This window comes from Psychrobacillus mangrovi, assembly GCF_037104765.1.
Classification (GTDB): domain Bacteria; phylum Bacillota; class Bacilli; order Bacillales_A; family Planococcaceae; genus Psychrobacillus; species Psychrobacillus mangrovi.
Genome location: NZ_JBAWSY010000016.1, coordinates 1 through 15,520, shown reverse-complemented (window position 1 = coordinate 15,520; position 15,520 = coordinate 1). Strand labels below are relative to the sequence as shown.

The window sequence follows — 15,520 nt, the reverse complement described above, 5'->3', positions numbered from 1 at the left end:
AATGGAAAAAGTAATAGATATTGAAGATCGAATACCAACCTTTAAAGAACGTAGACGACGAAGAACGAACAAAAAGTTTTCCATTCTACTTTTTCTCTTCGTTACAACATTATTAATAGTATTATATTTTCAATCCTCTTATAGCCAGATTCAATCTATTTCAGTTAGTGGTGCGTCTCTAGTCTCTGAGGAAAAATATATAGAGCAAAGTACAATAAAGCTTGGAGAATCAATGTGGGGTTTTAGAGAAAACCAAGTGACAGAAATAATAGAACAAAATGATTGGGTTGAATCTGCTAAAGTTAAACGGACTTGGTTAACTGGGGTAGAAATACAAGTAAAAGAATACAAAAAAGTTGGTTATGAAGAAAACGGAGAAGCTCTTCATATTATTTTAGAGAATGGAAAGACTATCGAACCTGAGGGACAAGTAGTACCGATTGATGGCCCGATCCTTTCGGGTTTTGAGAAAGAGAAAATTAGGGTAAGGCTCATAAAAGAGTTAAAAAACTTGGACTCTGAAGTATTATTAACTATTTCTCAAATTAATTATAAGCCGACTGAAAATGATCCCTATTCTATTCAAGTTTTTATGAATGATGGGAATGAGGTTCAAGCAATAATTCCTTCTTTCTCTGAAAAGATGAATTTCTATCCTTCCATCGTGTCTCAGCTTGAACCAGATGTAAAAGGAATTATTGATCTTGAAGTTGGATCCTTTTTTCAACCATATAAAGAAGTGTATAACAATGTAGTCGAAGAGGAGGCGATGGAGGTTGAGGAAGAACAGACTCCTTAGAATTCCTTCGAGAGGACTAGTACTAATTTCTTTAGTAAGCTTAGTGTTAGGATTTATACTCGCTTACTCGTATAGTATTTCTTCTGTAAACAAAGAACAAGTTACAAACTCGGTAAGTTTAAATGAACAGGAAAAATACAAAAAAGAATTAATCGAGCAAAAAGAAAGAAATAAAGAGCTCTCGGAAGAAATTAATGGGAAACAGCAAGAAATCAAAGAATTTGAACAGTCTTTTGCAAATAGTGAAGAGAGCGTCGAAGAGTTAGTAGAAGAGGCGGAAAAATTGCGATTATTAATTGGTGACATTCCATCCCAAGGCAAAGGAATTGCTGTTTCTCTACAAGATGGTGCTTATAATCCGTCACAAGAGAATCCAAATGATTATATTGTCCATGAAAGCCATGTATTTAAGGTCATCAATGAATTGAAAATATCTGGTGCTGAAGCTATATCAATAAATGGACAGAGGCTCCATACAAATTCCTATATTAGTTGTACGGGTCCAGTTATTACGGTTGACGGTAAAACATTTCCAGCTCCTTTTAAAATTGAAGCTGTCGGAGATCCCGAAGTATTACTCGCTTCTGTTAAGCTTGGTGGGGGTGTTGTTGATCAATTAACAAGTGATAACATTATAGTAACTGTAGAGGAAAAAGGAAAAATATCGATGCCTGCTTTACGTGACGACAAAAATTAAGCAAGGTGAAGGGGGCCGAATAAATGAAAAAAACCGTCTATATTCGGTTTTCATTAATTTTGTTTATTGTTGGGTTTATGTTAGCAGTCCAATATAATACGGTGCAAAAACCAGAGGAACGGGATACTAGGGACGTTTGGACAATTCGACAAGAGCTTGCAAAAGAAACCGAATTACATTCAGAGTTATTATCGGAAGTACGTGTGTTGGAGCAAACAATTGGTAAATATGAAAATATGGTAAATGAAAGTCCCAAAACTGCTTTAAATGAAACGGTAATGCAATTGAAACAAGACATTGGATTAACAGATTTTAGTGGTCCAGGCTTAACAATTACCGTTGAACCATCCCTTGAAAGTATTGCTGTTGGACAAGCTGTGGAAGGAATAACTCCTGATTTACTTGTTCGTCTAGTTAATGAAATAAATCGTTTTAAAGCAAAAGCTATAGAAGTTGATGGGAAAAGGATGATCCATTCATCAGCGATAAGGGATGTGAATGGAAGAACAACAGTTAACAATCTTGCTATAAAAACTGCGCCATTTACGATAAAAATTGGTACTTCCACTTACGACGACGCTAAAAAAATGTATAATCAATTAAAGGCTTCTTCTATTGGGGATGATTTTTATATTGATAACCTAAAATTGTCAATTGGTGAACCTGTAAACGATATAAACATAGAAGCTTTTGATCAAACAATCAATAAACAATTTTTATTTGAAATTCCAGGAGGAGAGTAAATAAATGTGGTTGCCGTTATTAGGTCTAATACTTGGAATTTCACTTGGTCTTTTAACAGAAATACAAATACCTGAGATATATGAAAGTTATCTTTCTATAGCTGTACTTGCGGCTTTAGATACGTTATTTGGAGGAATTAGAGCCCAATTACAAGGCGTATATGATGATAAGGTGTTTGTCTCTGGATTTTTCTTTAACATTGTTTTAGCAGCCGCACTTGCTTTTTTAGGAGTACATCTAGGAGTTGACTTATACTTAGCTGCAATCTTTGCTTTTGGGGTTCGTTTATTCCAAAATATTGCGGTTATCCGTCGGTTAATTTTGACAAAATGGTCTGAAAGAAAAAATACATAGTCATATTTACGTAATGGTAATGAAATATTGACTTTTTGATTATAAATTTTTAGACTTTATTAGTTTTTTACAATAGAATAATAAATAAAGAGTTTTTAGGAGGTGCCACGGGTTGAATCAATCAGAATTGTACGTATCATTAGATATTGGGTCGTCTTCAATTAAAGTTTTAATCGGTGAAATGAGTGATGACTCGCTGCATGTTATAGGTGTAGGGAATGTTAAATCAAATGGGATTCGTAAAGGTTCCATTGTAGATATAGACGCAACCGTGCAGTCCATCAAGAAAGCTGTAAGTGAAGCTGAACGAATGATTGGGATGTCAATTCAGGAGATAGTACTTGGCATTCCTGCAAATCTAGCAAACATACAAAACGTTAAAGGTGTAGTCGCTGTTAATCGTGAGGACCGTGAAATTACAGATACAGATTTAGATAGAGTAATAGAATCTGCTCAAGTAATGTCTATTCCTCCAGAACGTGAGCTTATCAATATATCGCCAAAGCAGTTTATCGTAGATCATCTAGATGAAATTAAAGATCCACGTGGAATGATTGGAACCCGTCTTGAAATGGATGGAATCATGATGACTACATCTAAAACAATTTTACATAATGTGTTAAGATGTGTGGAGCGAGCTGGGTTACAAATAAGAGAAATATATCTACAACCATTAGCTGGTGGTTATTTTGCTTTAACCGAAGATGAAAAAAATCATGGTACTGCCTATATTGATATAGGTGGAGGATCTACCACTATCGCTATTTTTAGTGAAGGCCATTTAATAAATACCTCCGTTATACCGGTAGGTGGAGATCATATAACAAAAGATTTATCAATTGTATTAAAAACGCCAACAGAACAAGCAGAAAAAATTAAAATCCAATATGGACATGCCTTCTATGATGATGCATCAGATGATGAGCTTTTTGAAGTACCAGTCATTGGTGCCGATATGAAAGAACAATATTCTCAGCGCTATATAGCTGAAATTATTGGAGTACGTTTAGAAGAGCTTTTCGAATTGGTATTAGAAGAATTTTACCGAATGGGACTTCAAGACTTACCTGGTGGTGTTGTAATTACAGGAGGAGTTGCGAAGTTAGAAGGTATTGGTCAACTTGCAAGACATATTCTACAAACAAGAGTACGTTTATATACTCCGGATTACATTGGTGTTCGTGAGCCACAATATACAACTGCTGTTGGTCTTATAAGATATGCCTATAAAGAAGATCTTTTCTATGGTAAAATTGGTAGCAGTCATGCCTTATCTCAAACTGCACAAAATGAATCTACACCAAGTCTTAAGAAACAAAAACAGACTGTTCAAAATGGAAACAATGAAAACAAAGAAAGCGCAATTACAAAAGCCAAGAAATTTTTCGACAAGTTTTTTGAATAAAATTAACCATTATCATAGTTGAAAGAATATAGGAGGCAATAGCATGCTAGAATTTGAAACGAACGATGACCAATTAGCCATTATCAAAGTTATTGGAGTAGGTGGCGGTGGTAATAATGCTGTAAATCGAATGATTGAACATGGAGTACAGGGTGTTGATTTTATTGCTGTTAACACGGATGCCCAGGCTCTTAAAATGTCTAAAGCAGAAGTTAGGTTACAAATTGGTGGAAAACTTACACGAGGACTTGGAGCAGGTGCAAATCCAGAAGTTGGTAAGAAAGCAGCTGAAGAAAGTAAAGAGCAAATTGAGGAAGCGTTACGAGGCGCTGATATGGTCTTTGTTACAGCTGGGATGGGCGGAGGTACTGGAACTGGAGCGGCTCCTGTAATTGCTCAAATCGCACGTGATATCGGTGCATTAACTGTAGGAGTTGTTACACGTCCATTCACATTTGAAGGACGCAAACGTTCCACTCAAGCAATTGGTGGTATTGGAATGATGAAAGAATCAGTGGATACACTGATTGTTATTCCTAACGACCGTCTTCTTGAAATTGTTGACAAAAATACACCTATGCTTGAGGCATTTAGAGAAGCAGATAACGTACTACGTCAAGGGGTCCAAGGTATTTCAGACTTAATCGCTGTTCCTGGATTGATTAACTTAGACTTTGCTGACGTTAAAACAATTATGTCTAACAAAGGTGCAGCACTAATGGGTATCGGTATTTCTGGTGGAGATAACCGTGCTGCTGAAGCTGCTAAAAAAGCAATTTCAAGTCCACTTCTAGAGACTTCAATTGATGGAGCAACAGGAGTACTTATGAATATTACGGGTGGATCAAATTTGAGTCTATTTGAGGTTCAAGAAGCTGCAGATATCGTTGCTTCTGCTTCAGATGAAGAAGTGAATATGATCTTCGGTTCAGTTATTAATGATAATTTGAAGGATGAAATTATTGTTACAGTAATTGCAACTGGTTTCAATGAAGAGTTAATTACTCAAAATAAACCAAGAAATACTGGTTTTGGCGCAGCTCGTGCACAACAAGCTGCAAGTACTCCTCCTCCTATTCGTGAGCAAAGAAAGGAAGAACATCAACAACCTATACACCAAGAGCGTCCAAATGTACAACATCAACAAGAAGATGCATTAGATATTCCGACATTCTTAAGAAATCGTCAAAGAAGAAACTAAATTTCTAAACAAAAAAGCAATCACCAACAGGTGGTTGCTTTTTTTATTATGTGTGTTTAGAAAAAATAAAACCAATCAATATCTTATAAATTAGAACACGGATGTGCGCTTGCCGCACGCTACGCAAGATGATTCGTTCCTTCGTTTCTTCTACTTCCTTTACGAGGTCTTATTCTTCTCTCTCCTGCTGCTTGTAAGGCACACATCGTGTAGACATCCCAATGAATTTAAAATAAATATCGAAAGAAGCAATCCCACATCCTATTTTTAATAGAACCTAATATATTCCATCAATAAACTGGAATTCGCGCCTTGCAAGCCGCATGACGTGCAGTATGAGACAGCGAAATGCGCTAGCGCGTACAGCGGCTCATTCGGACGTGCGAGCAGCGCGAATGCCTATAGTTGGTGATCTATCCGTTCCTTTCTGTGCATAATAACATTTTGAAAGTGGAAAAAACGGGTGTGCGCTTGCTGCACACTACGCATATGAGTCTCTGCAAGAAGATTCGCTCCTATGTCGCTCCAACGTTCTTTACGGGGGCACATTTATCGAGCTCTTGTCGACGTGAGGCAAGCCGAATTAATCTAGATAGTATGACCTTTCATATCTTTACTTTTTCTCTAATTAGATAACAAACCTTAGCTATTTAACTTGCCTCTTTCTCTTATCTTACCCATTCCACTGACATTTAGTTATTCTATATAGCACTTCTTGTCGTAAAAAAAGAATGATTTCTATCCCCTGATTTGACATTTTTCTTACAAATGCCATGTTACGATTTAGTCAAAAGGAGGGAAGCTATGTATGCAGAAGTGATGATTGCAACCAATACTTTTTTTAATTACACTGTTTTGGCATTTGCAAATCGCATTGGTTGGATTGAGAACAAAAAAAGATATTTGTTTCTTTCCGCCTTTATCGCAGGAACAATTACAGTTACATTTTCAAACTATTTCATTACTGTTTTCTTATCTTTCTTTCTTATGATCGGAATAGCTTTTTGGCGTAAACGTTCACAAATCATTAAGGCTATCGCACTTACTTTACTTGCAAGTCTATTTGCTGGAGGTTTACTTACAGCAATTGCTCCACTCTATCACACTAGTAGCAATCTCTTCATGTTTGTAAACTTCGCTTTGATTGCCACTGGCGGCTTGTATTTATTAACGAAACATGTATTGCATATTAACATTGCTCAATCTGAAAGAGAGCTTCTATTCTCCTCAAATCTCCGTTTGTTTGGCCAAACAAAGGAACTAACCCTATTTATAGACTCAGGGAATGTTTGCAAAGAACCTCTTTCCAATGATCCGGTCCATTTTGTTGCTGCAGAAGTGTTACAAGATATTCTTCCAGAGTCTTTGTTTCAAGCAATTTTTGAATGGAAGTTTGATCGAAGAGTTGGTTTGGACAACCTTCCAAAAGAGTTTATAAGCAAATTAAGGTTAATACCTATTTCAACTATTCAACAAGAAAAAACGTGGGTCATCGGGATGAAATTTGATGAGTGGAAAATAAACGACCAATATTTACCTAGAGGATATATTGTCATGACGAAGTTGCGTGATAAATTTCCACATGGAGCTGAAGGAATCTTACATAGCTCTTCCTACTATCATCTAAAGAAAAGGAGTGTCTTATAATGTTATTGAAGTTTTTTCGTCGTATTTATTTTTGGTTAATCTCTTTAAGGAAAAGCAGTGTACACTACATTGGTGGAAATGAATCTTTACCAAAACCACTAACAAGAGAAGAAGAAAGAGAAATGCTCCTTGCTTTTATGGATGGAGATGAATATGCACGAGATGTATTAATAGAGCGGAATCTACGTCTTGTAGTGTATATAGCTAGAAGATTCGACCAAACAAATACGAATATAGAAGATCTAATAAGTATAGGCTCTATAGGTCTAATAAAAGCAGTAGAAACTTTTAATTTGGATAAAGGTATTAAACTGGCAACATACGCATCAAGATGTATTGAAAATGAAATATTAATGCATTTGCGAAAAACAAATCGAATGAAATCAGAGGTTTCTTTTGATGAACCATTGAATTCTGATTCAGATGGTAACGAACTCCTTCTATCTGATATTTTAGGAACAAGCGAAGATTTAATTATTGAAGACGTCGAGAAAAAGCTAGAGCGACAACATGTGTTTGATGCGATTAATCTTTTGGGAAATCGAGAAAAATATATTATGCAATGTCGTTTTGGATTAAACGGTAAAGAAGAAATGACACAAAAAGAAGTAGCAGATCATTTAGGTATTTCCCAATCATATATATCACGTTTAGAAAAGAAAATAATATTGGATTTAAAAGAGCTTTTAAATGAACCGATAGCCTAATGGGTGAAATTGGATGCCGCACCTTTCGAATAAAGTTCATACTCTCGGACAAACTGATTAAGAACTATTAAAAGAGTCCGGAGGAAGATCTATGACGAGAACAAAAGTAGAATTATGCGGCATTGATACATCTAAGCTTCCTTTACTTACCCACGAACAAATGAAAGAACTGTTTATTCGATTACAAGCTGGTGAAGAATCTGTAAAAGAAGAGCTAGTCATGTGTAATTTAAGATTAGTTTTAAGTCTTGTTCAACGATTTGCTTATCGTGGTGAACAGGCTGATGACCTTTTCCAAGTAGGCTGTATTGGTCTTATCAAGTCAATTGAAAATTTTGATTTAAAGCATAACGTCCGTTTTTCAACCTATGCTGTACCAATGATCATTGGAGAAATAAAAAGGCATTTACGCGACCATCATTCTGTACGTGTTTCTAGATCTTTAAGAGATATCGCATATAAAGCAATGAAAGCAAAAGAACAGTATATTAACGATAATTTACAAGAACCGACACTAGAAGATTTGTCCAAAATATTAGAAATCCCAGTGGAAGATATTTTATTATCTTTAGATGCAATTCAAGATCCAGTATCGTTACAAGAACCCATTTTTAGCGATGGGGGAGATGCTATCTATATGATGGATCAATTATGTGATAATGATGTATCGGAAGAACAATGGGTTACTTATTTTACAGTGAAAGATACATTTCAAAAGTTAGATGCTAGGCAGAAGAAGATACTAACAAAACGGATATACTATGGAGCTACTCAAACGGAAATAGCAAGTGATCTTGGCTTATCACAAGCTCAAATATCAAGACTAGAAAAAAGCGCTTTGTCTATTATTCAAGGTCAGTTGAATCCTAAGGAATCGTAAAGATAAAATATTTAAATTAATTTGGTGCAACCTGAGGCTTACGTTTTAAATGACGTGTATTTTAAACAAAAAAAGCACTTTCTGTTCAATTTTGAACAGAAAGTGTCTTTATTTCTTTGCCTATTTGTAAATTGCCATGAATTTAAATAGGGAAGCACTCACCTGCGGAAAGCGTCCGCCTGGAAAGGAAATCAACGGCGTCCTAAACGAGCGGTAGCTTCGGAAAAATCTGAAATCTCCAATATAAAAATAATAAATTAGAGTTTGTCTAAAGCTTGACGCTTTTTCTGAAATGAAAAAGCGTTTTTTTATGTTCCTATTCATATAATGTGGAAAAGGGGGATGAAGATGAAATTTTCTGATGCGCAACAAAAGGAAGTTATAGAAGCAACTAGTGGTCAATTGTTAGGGTATATTATTGATGCAGAAATCGATAAGGAGACAGGGTTTATCACATCTTTTATTGTAGAAGCACAGGGTTCTTATCCAACATTTTTTAATAAAAAAAGTGAAACTAAAAAAATTGCTGTACAAAATATAGCTATAATTGGTAAAGATGTAATAATTGTTTCGAAAAATACACTCTAGTATGTATTCATCATTGATAAATAAGCCTTTCATTGATACAATAAACAAAAACAATTGATGAAAAGTTGGTTTTTACATGACAAATGTTCAGCAAAATTTAGAAACAATTAAAGATCATATGAATGCAGCTTTATCACGAGCAAATCGTCAACTATCTGATGCTACGATTATTGCAGTAACTAAAGCGGTATCTGTAGAAAGAACAGTTGAAGTAATTGAAGCTGGATTGCAGCACCTTGGTGAGAATCGACCAGAAGGGTTAAATAAAAAGTTAGATGCCATTCAAAGCGATGTTAAATGGCATTACATAGGCACACTTCAAACAAGAAAAGTAAAATCAGTAATAAATCACATAGACTTTTTACACTCATTAGATCGAATAAGTTTAGCAGAAGAAATCGAAAAAAGGGCAACTTCTACAAAGGATTGCTTCGTGCAAGTGAATGTATCTGAAGAACAATCAAAGCATGGATTATCTATGGAGAATGTAGAATCCTTTATTGGTGAGCTTGAGAAATACTCACGTATACGAGTGATTGGTTTAATGACGATGGCTCCTAATACAGATGATGAGAATATTATCCGAAACGTATTTCGTAATTTAAAGCAATTACAGGAAAAAATCGCTCTTAAAAAAATATCGAATGCTCCATGTACTGAATTATCGATGGGTATGTCTGGAGATTATGAGATTGCTATAGAAGAAGGAGCAACATTTGTACGCATAGGGACAGCTTTAGTCGGTAAAGAGAGGGAGGGAATTCAATGAGCATGAAAAACTGGATGAAAAATTTCTTCTACCTAGAAGAGGATGAAGAAACTTCAACAGGACAGCAACCAAGACCTCAACAACAACAGCCTGTGGATAATCAAATGAGACAGCAACCGATAAAATCTTCCACAAAAGAACGTAAAGCTAATACTGCTTCCAAAGAGGTTGCAGCATCAAATCTTGTAAGTATCCAAAATGTGCAAAAGTCTTCTAAAGTAATATTAGTAGAGCCACGTGTTTACGCAGAAGCTCAAGATATTTCCGAACACTTAAAAAGTAAAAAAGCTGTAATTGTCAATTTACAACGGATTGATAAAGACCAAGGAATTAGAATAATCGACTTTTTGAGTGGAACAGTGTACGCTTTAGGTGGTGACATTCAACGAATAGGTACAGATATATTCCTCTGTGCGCCAGATTCTGTAGAAGTGGCTGGGGCAATATCGGATTATTATTATAATGACCTAAATTGATAGAGGAGTAAATAATCTTATGGACATAGTTTTAATTTTGTTAAGTTATGTTGTTAAATATTACACATATGCATTGATTATATATATATTAATGTCATGGGTTCCTAGTATTCAACAATCGAGTTTTGGACAATTATTAGGAAAAATTTGTGAACCATACTTAGAACCGTTTAGAAAAATTATACCACCAATTGGAATGATTGATATATCTCCGATTGTTGCAATCTTTGTGTTAAATATTGCATTAAATGGTATAGTATCATTAGTATACTTATTTTAAACCTCACATTTGTGAGGTTTTTACTATATCTGAGAGGGAATTATTTATATGGAAAATGTATTGCAGCATTTTAGAAGAGAAGAGCAGCCTTTCATTGAACAAGTGGTGAATATGATGCGAGAAGTGGAGGACCATTATGCTCCAAAGCTAACTGATTTTTTAGATCCGAGACAGCAATTTATTGTAGACTCTATCCGAAGACAATATGGTGATATCGAAGTGGCTTCGAATGGAGCATTAGAAGAAGTAGAACGAAAAAGATTACTCTTATATCCATCCTATTTTATACCTTCTCTAGAAGACTTCTTGATGACTGTAGTGGAAGTTCATTATCCTAAAAAGTTTGTGACATTACGACACAAAGACGTACTTGGTTCTATGATGTCTTTAGGAATTGATCGAAGCAAATTTGGAGATATCAGAGTGCAAGATGGGTCTGTTCAATTTGTGGTAGCAAGTGAAGTTTTAGACTATGTTCGTGCAAATTTCACGGCGATTGGAAAAGTAAAAGTACATATAGAAACGGTTGACGACCCCACTAATTATTTTCAACAACAGGAGGAATGGTCCTCTGAAACTTTAACTGTCAGTTCGTTAAGACTTGATACGGTCATCTCCGCTGTTTTCAATATATCTAGGCAGAAATCCTCCTCGCTTATTCAGAGCGGAAAAGTGAAAGTAAACTGGGCTGAGAAAGATCAAATATCATTAGAATTACAAGAATTAGACCTTATTTCGATTAGAGGATTGGGAAGAGTTAAACTATTAATGATCGAAGGTCGTACAAAAAAGGACAAAATTAGACTGCAAATTGGTCGTTTAGATATAAAAATTAAATAATCTATAAATTATGTTCGAATTTTGATGTTTTCCCTCTATTCTAAATGTATAATAGAGGGAAAGGATGATAGATAGTAAAGGAGATGGAATAGATGCCACTAACCCCACTTGATATACATAACAAGGAATTTAGTAAAGGCTTCAGAGGGTACAATGAGGATGAAGTAAATGAATTCTTAGACCAAATTATGAAAGACCTTGAAATTCTTATGAAAGAAAAAAAAGAACTTGAATTACAACTGAAATCGTCAAGCGAAAAAGTAGGACATTTCACATCGATCGAAGAGACTTTACATAAATCTATCGTTGTAGCGCAAGAGGCAGCGGAAGAAGTACGTCGTAATTCCCAAAAAGAGGCTAAGCTAATCGTTAAAGAAGCAGAAAAAAATGCGGATCGAATTGTAAATGAAGCACTTACGAAAGCAAGAAGAATAGCGCTAGAAATAGAAGAGCTGAAAAAACAATCAAAAGTCTTCCGTAATCGTTTCAAAATGCTTGTGGAAGCACAGCTAGACTTAATTAATACTGATGATTGGAATCATTTAATGGAATATGATGTAGATACGACGGAAATAGATCGCATATCTATTAAAGAGGACTAATACATTTCTTGACTGATTCACTTACTTTTCCTATAATAATTTCATATCATATAAATATGCGTTGAAAAAGACGTCTAAACAAGATTTCGTAAAGCGACTTGGGGATGGTGAAAGCCCGAGCAATGAAACCTATTTAGATTATCCCTTTTGAGCAAAGACACTGAACTTTACATTGCGAGTAAGTGTCTTCGGATTATGTCCCGTTATGACATACTAAGCGGCGATTTTCTAGGAAATCGCAAGTAGGGTGGTACCGCGAGCAATAACTTCTCGTCCCTTTTTGGGATGAGGGTTTTTTTTATTTTCTAGCTCTTTTCTTTATATAGAGCCTTACGCTTTTCTAAAATTAGGAGGAATACAAATGGAGTACAAAGACACGTTATTAATGCCAAAAACAGATTTCCCAATGCGTGGAAATTTACCTGTGAAAGAGTTAGATATCCAAGCAAAATGGGCTGAAATGGATATTTACAAAAAAGTGCAAGATCGTACACAAGGACGTCCTTTTTTCGTTTTACATGATGGTCCTCCTTATGCAAATGGTGATCTTCACATGGGGCATGCTCTAAATAAAGTATTGAAGGATATGATTGTTCGACAAAAATCAATGACTGGATTCCATGCACCTTATGTACCAGGATGGGATACACATGGTTTACCAATTGAACAGGCACTTACAAATAAAGGTGTAAAGCGAAAAGAAATGACTTTAGCAGAATTTCGTAAGCTTTGTGAAGAATATGCATATCAACAAATTGACAACCAACGCAATCAGTTTAAACGTCTAGGTGTTCGTGGGGATTGGGAAAATCCATATGTAACACTAAAACCATCTTTTGAGTCTCGACAAATCGAGGTATTCGGAGAAATGGCGAAGAAGGGTTATATTTATAAAGGTTTAAAACCAGTTTACTGGTCACCTTCTAGTGAATCTGCTCTAGCTGAAGCAGAAATTGAATATCAAGATAAAAAATCACCTTCAATTTATGTAAGCTTTTCAGTAACGGAAGGAAAAGGCGTTCTAGAAGAAGGAACTAAATTTATTATTTGGACGACAACGCCTTGGACAATTCCGGCGAACTTAGCAATTTCCCTTCATCCATCTGTAGAATATGCAGTAATTCAAGTAAAAGAAAATAAATTTGTTGTTGCAAAAGACTTAGTGGAATCTGTTGCATCAGAGCTAAGTTGGGAAGAATATTCTGTTGAGCGTACATTAGTCGGAAAAGAAATGGAGCGTCTTGTTGCAAAACATCCTCTTTATGATCGTGATTCACTAATTATCCTTGGAGAACATGTAACGACAGAATCTGGTACAGGATGTGTTCATACAGCTCCTGGACATGGGGAAGAGGACTTTTATGTTGGTAAAGCATATGGACTAGATGTTTTATGTCCTGTTGATGACCGAGGTGTTATGACTGCAGAGGCGCCAGGATTCGAAGGACTTTTTTATGATAATGCTAATAAAGCAATTACAGAAGCTCTTGATAAAGTTGGGGCTTTAGAAAAACTTTCATTCTTTACGCATTCATACCCACATGACTGGCGTACTAAAAAACCAGTTATTTATCGTGCTACTGCACAATGGTTTGCATCAATTGAAGCTTTTAGAGATGAACTATTGCAATCGATTCGTAATACTAAATTTACTCCCACTTGGGGTGAAACTCGTTTATACAATATGATTCGCGATCGTGGAGACTGGTGTATTTCTCGTCAACGTGTATGGGGTGTTCCAATTCCTGTGTTTTATGCGGAAGATGGAGAGCCAATCCTTACAGAAGAAACAATTTCACATGTATCAAAATTATTCCGTGAACATGGTTCAAATATTTGGTTCCAAAAAGAAGCGAAAGAATTACTACCAGAAGGATTTACGCATCCAAGAAGTCCAAATGGTATCTTCACAAAAGAAACAGATATTATGGACGTTTGGTTTGACTCTGGCTCTAGTTATCAAGGAGTTTTAGTTGAACGTGACGATTTAGTATTCCCTGCTGATTTATATCTAGAAGGTTCAGACCAATATCGTGGTTGGTTTAACTCTTCTTTAATTACTAGTACTGCTGTGTATGGACATGCACCTTACAAAGGCTTATTAAGCCACGGATTTACGTTAGATGGTGAAGGACGTAAGATGAGTAAATCACTAGGTAACGTTATTGTCCCTTCTAAAGTGATGAATCAGCTTGGTGCAGACATTGTTCGCCTTTGGGTTGCTTCTGTTGACTACACAGCTGACGTACGTGTTTCTGATGCGATCTTTAAACAAGTAACGGAAGTTTATAGAAAAATTCGTAATACATTTAGATTCTTACACGGTAATATTAGTGATTTCCATCCAGTGAATGATCGTGTTGAATTTAAAAATCTTCGTGAAGTAGATCAATATGTATATATGAAGCTTCAGGAAGTCATTAAAACAGTGAGAGCTGCTTATGAGCGTTATGACTTTGCTAGCGTTTATCATACGGTAAATAACTTTGTTTCAGGAGAGCTAAGCTCATTCTATTTAGATATTGCAAAAGATGTTGTATACATTTATGGTCAAGATCATAAAGATCGTCGTGCAATGCAAACAGTTATGTATGATACACTTCTATCACTATTAAAATTAATGACACCAATATTACCTCACACAGCTGATGAGCTATGGTCTTATTTAGCGCATGAGCAAGAAGAGAGTATCCAACTTACAGATATGCCAGACGCTGTAGTATACCCAGAGTATGAAGCATTAGCTGCTAAGTGGAATAAAATTATGGATTTACGTGATGATGTATTAAAAGCATTAGAAGAAGCTCGAAATGCTAAAGCAATTGGTAAATCATTAGAAGCAAAAGTAACGTTATATGTCAAAGATGAATTCAAACCATTGTTTGATACAGATGCGATTGACTTTGCTCAGTTGTTCATTGTTTCTCAATTTGAACTTGCAGGTTCTCAACAAGATGCTACAGACAATTGTTTGGCTCTTGAAAATGCTTCTGTTTTGGTTGAAAAAGCAGATGGTGAAAAATGTGAACGTTGTTGGACAATTTCTGATTCAGTAGGGGCAAACGAAAAACATGCAACATTATGTACTCGTTGTGCAGAAGTAGTGGAAAAACATTATATCTAATAAATTTAATGTGGTCCGTAATATTAGGGCCACATTTTTTTCCAGCGAATTCTGTTTGTTGAATCAAATAACTGCCAAAAGATAATTCACGCGGTAATGATGTAGCAAAAGTCTGTCCATAGTTTTTCGGAAACGTTTGAAAACAGATGAAATTTAATAAATATCCATACGAAAGATATTTTTTTATATTAAGGTGTATGTATGGTTATAATCGGAATTTCAGAAAATAGAAAGCACTCACCAAAAGAGTAGTACAATAGCTTTTCCGAAATTGCATTTTCGGAAGCTTACAATATGAATAGGACGTATCTATTTTATAATTATCCAATAGGCTCTTAACTAGTCTCCAATAGTTGCAGGAGGGCGACGGACAGACAAACGTAACAAGATTATCAAAAAATAGAAGG

Annotated in this window: 16 protein-coding genes and 1 other annotated feature; all 16 genes read left to right on the top strand. The window is 35.5% G+C overall.

Annotation, left to right across the window (positions count from 1 at the left end; genetic code table 11):
- Window position 1: 1 nt before the first annotated feature.
- The 16 genes from WAX74_RS16220 (at window position 2) to ileS (ending at window position 15,113) form a co-directional block, all read left to right on the top strand.
- Window positions 2-799, top strand: coding sequence for a cell division protein FtsQ/DivIB (locus tag WAX74_RS16220; protein ID WP_336498707.1), 798 nt, complete (start codon window positions 2-4; stop codon window positions 797-799).
- Entirely contained in the window at window positions 777-1,496 is a 720-nt protein-coding gene (locus tag WAX74_RS16215; RefSeq protein ID WP_336498706.1) for a DUF881 domain-containing protein, read from the top strand. Before WAX74_RS16220 ends, WAX74_RS16215 begins: the two co-directional genes overlap by 23 nt.
- Window positions 1,497-1,519: 23 nt before the next feature.
- The gene (locus WAX74_RS16210) at window positions 1,520-2,239 is read left to right on the top strand and encodes a DUF881 domain-containing protein (protein WP_336498705.1); all 720 of its coding nucleotides are present in this window, start codon (window positions 1,520-1,522) and stop codon (window positions 2,237-2,239) included.
- Window positions 2,240-2,243: 4 nt separating this feature from the next.
- Window positions 2,244-2,594, top strand: a complete 351-nt coding sequence (locus tag WAX74_RS16205) for a small basic family protein (RefSeq protein ID WP_336498704.1) — start codon at window positions 2,244-2,246, stop codon at window positions 2,592-2,594.
- Window positions 2,595-2,706: 112 nt separating this feature from the next.
- A complete protein-coding gene (gene ftsA / locus WAX74_RS16200; RefSeq protein WP_336498703.1) occupies window positions 2,707-3,999 on the top strand; it encodes a cell division protein FtsA in 1,293 nt (430 codons plus the stop codon).
- A 43-nt stretch (window positions 4,000-4,042) separates the two neighbouring features.
- Complete coding sequence (gene ftsZ, locus WAX74_RS16195) at window positions 4,043-5,200, top strand: cell division protein FtsZ (RefSeq protein ID WP_336498702.1); 1,158 nt, start codon at window positions 4,043-4,045, stop codon at window positions 5,198-5,200.
- An 804-nt stretch (window positions 5,201-6,004) separates the two neighbouring features.
- Window positions 6,005-6,847 (top strand): sigma-E processing peptidase SpoIIGA, encoded by an 843-nt coding sequence (locus WAX74_RS16190; RefSeq protein ID WP_336498701.1) that lies wholly within the window; start codon window positions 6,005-6,007, stop codon window positions 6,845-6,847.
- Window positions 6,847-7,554, top strand: coding sequence for an RNA polymerase sporulation sigma factor SigE (sigE, locus tag WAX74_RS16185; protein WP_336498700.1), 708 nt, complete (start codon window positions 6,847-6,849; stop codon window positions 7,552-7,554). Before WAX74_RS16190 ends, sigE begins: the two co-directional genes overlap by 1 nt.
- Before the next feature lie 91 nt (window positions 7,555-7,645).
- On the top strand, window positions 7,646-8,434 hold the full coding sequence (sigG, locus tag WAX74_RS16180; protein ID WP_336498699.1) for an RNA polymerase sporulation sigma factor SigG: 789 nt from the start codon (window positions 7,646-7,648) through the stop codon (window positions 8,432-8,434).
- Between the two features lie 348 nt (window positions 8,435-8,782).
- Window positions 8,783-9,022 carry a YlmC/YmxH family sporulation protein gene (locus WAX74_RS16175; RefSeq protein ID WP_336498698.1) on the top strand — a complete coding sequence of 80 codons (240 nt, stop codon included), beginning with the start codon at window positions 8,783-8,785 and terminating at the stop codon, window positions 9,020-9,022.
- 76 nt (window positions 9,023-9,098) lie between these two features.
- Window positions 9,099-9,791: a YggS family pyridoxal phosphate-dependent enzyme gene (locus WAX74_RS16170; RefSeq protein WP_336498697.1), complete on the top strand. Its 693-nt coding sequence runs from the start codon at window positions 9,099-9,101 to the stop codon at window positions 9,789-9,791.
- Entirely contained in the window at window positions 9,788-10,267 is a 480-nt protein-coding gene (locus WAX74_RS16165) for a cell division protein SepF (RefSeq protein WP_336498696.1), read from the top strand. The genes WAX74_RS16170 and WAX74_RS16165 overlap by 4 nt, the downstream gene beginning before the upstream one ends.
- Window positions 10,268-10,286: 19 nt before the next feature.
- Window positions 10,287-10,547, top strand: coding sequence for a YggT family protein (locus WAX74_RS16160; protein WP_336498695.1), 261 nt, complete (start codon window positions 10,287-10,289; stop codon window positions 10,545-10,547).
- Window positions 10,548-10,595: 48 nt separating this feature from the next.
- The gene (locus tag WAX74_RS16155; RefSeq protein ID WP_336498694.1) at window positions 10,596-11,387 is read left to right on the top strand and encodes a YlmH family RNA-binding protein; all 792 of its coding nucleotides are present in this window, start codon (window positions 10,596-10,598) and stop codon (window positions 11,385-11,387) included.
- Between the two features lie 92 nt (window positions 11,388-11,479).
- Window positions 11,480-11,989, top strand: coding sequence for a DivIVA domain-containing protein (locus tag WAX74_RS16150; RefSeq protein WP_336498693.1), 510 nt, complete (start codon window positions 11,480-11,482; stop codon window positions 11,987-11,989).
- A gap of 52 nt (window positions 11,990-12,041) precedes the next feature.
- Window positions 12,042-12,270, top strand: a binding site (T-box leader).
- Between the two features lie 80 nt (window positions 12,271-12,350).
- Complete coding sequence (gene ileS, locus WAX74_RS16145; RefSeq protein WP_336498692.1) at window positions 12,351-15,113, top strand: isoleucine--tRNA ligase; 2,763 nt, start codon at window positions 12,351-12,353, stop codon at window positions 15,111-15,113.
- Window positions 15,114-15,520 lie beyond the last annotated feature (407 nt).

Coding starts and splice junctions, on each gene's coding strand:
- WAX74_RS16220 (WP_336498707.1), top strand. CDS start 2: ATGGAAAAAGTAATAGATATTGAAGATCGAATACCAACCTTTAAAGAA.
- WAX74_RS16210 (WP_336498705.1), top strand. CDS start 1,520: ATGAAAAAAACCGTCTATATTCGGTTTTCATTAATTTTGTTTATTGTT.
- WAX74_RS16205 (WP_336498704.1), top strand. CDS start 2,244: ATGTGGTTGCCGTTATTAGGTCTAATACTTGGAATTTCACTTGGTCTT.
- ftsZ (WP_336498702.1), top strand. CDS start 4,043: ATGCTAGAATTTGAAACGAACGATGACCAATTAGCCATTATCAAAGTT.
- WAX74_RS16190 (WP_336498701.1), top strand. CDS start 6,005: ATGTATGCAGAAGTGATGATTGCAACCAATACTTTTTTTAATTACACT.
- sigE (WP_336498700.1), top strand. CDS start 6,847: ATGTTATTGAAGTTTTTTCGTCGTATTTATTTTTGGTTAATCTCTTTA.
- sigG (WP_336498699.1), top strand. CDS start 7,646: ATGACGAGAACAAAAGTAGAATTATGCGGCATTGATACATCTAAGCTT.
- WAX74_RS16175 (WP_336498698.1), top strand. CDS start 8,783: ATGAAATTTTCTGATGCGCAACAAAAGGAAGTTATAGAAGCAACTAGT.
- WAX74_RS16170 (WP_336498697.1), top strand. CDS start 9,099: ATGACAAATGTTCAGCAAAATTTAGAAACAATTAAAGATCATATGAAT.
- WAX74_RS16165 (WP_336498696.1), top strand. CDS start 9,788: ATGAGCATGAAAAACTGGATGAAAAATTTCTTCTACCTAGAAGAGGAT.
- WAX74_RS16160 (WP_336498695.1), top strand. CDS start 10,287: ATGGACATAGTTTTAATTTTGTTAAGTTATGTTGTTAAATATTACACA.
- WAX74_RS16155 (WP_336498694.1), top strand. CDS start 10,596: ATGGAAAATGTATTGCAGCATTTTAGAAGAGAAGAGCAGCCTTTCATT.
- WAX74_RS16150 (WP_336498693.1), top strand. CDS start 11,480: ATGCCACTAACCCCACTTGATATACATAACAAGGAATTTAGTAAAGGC.
- ileS (WP_336498692.1), top strand. CDS start 12,351: ATGGAGTACAAAGACACGTTATTAATGCCAAAAACAGATTTCCCAATG.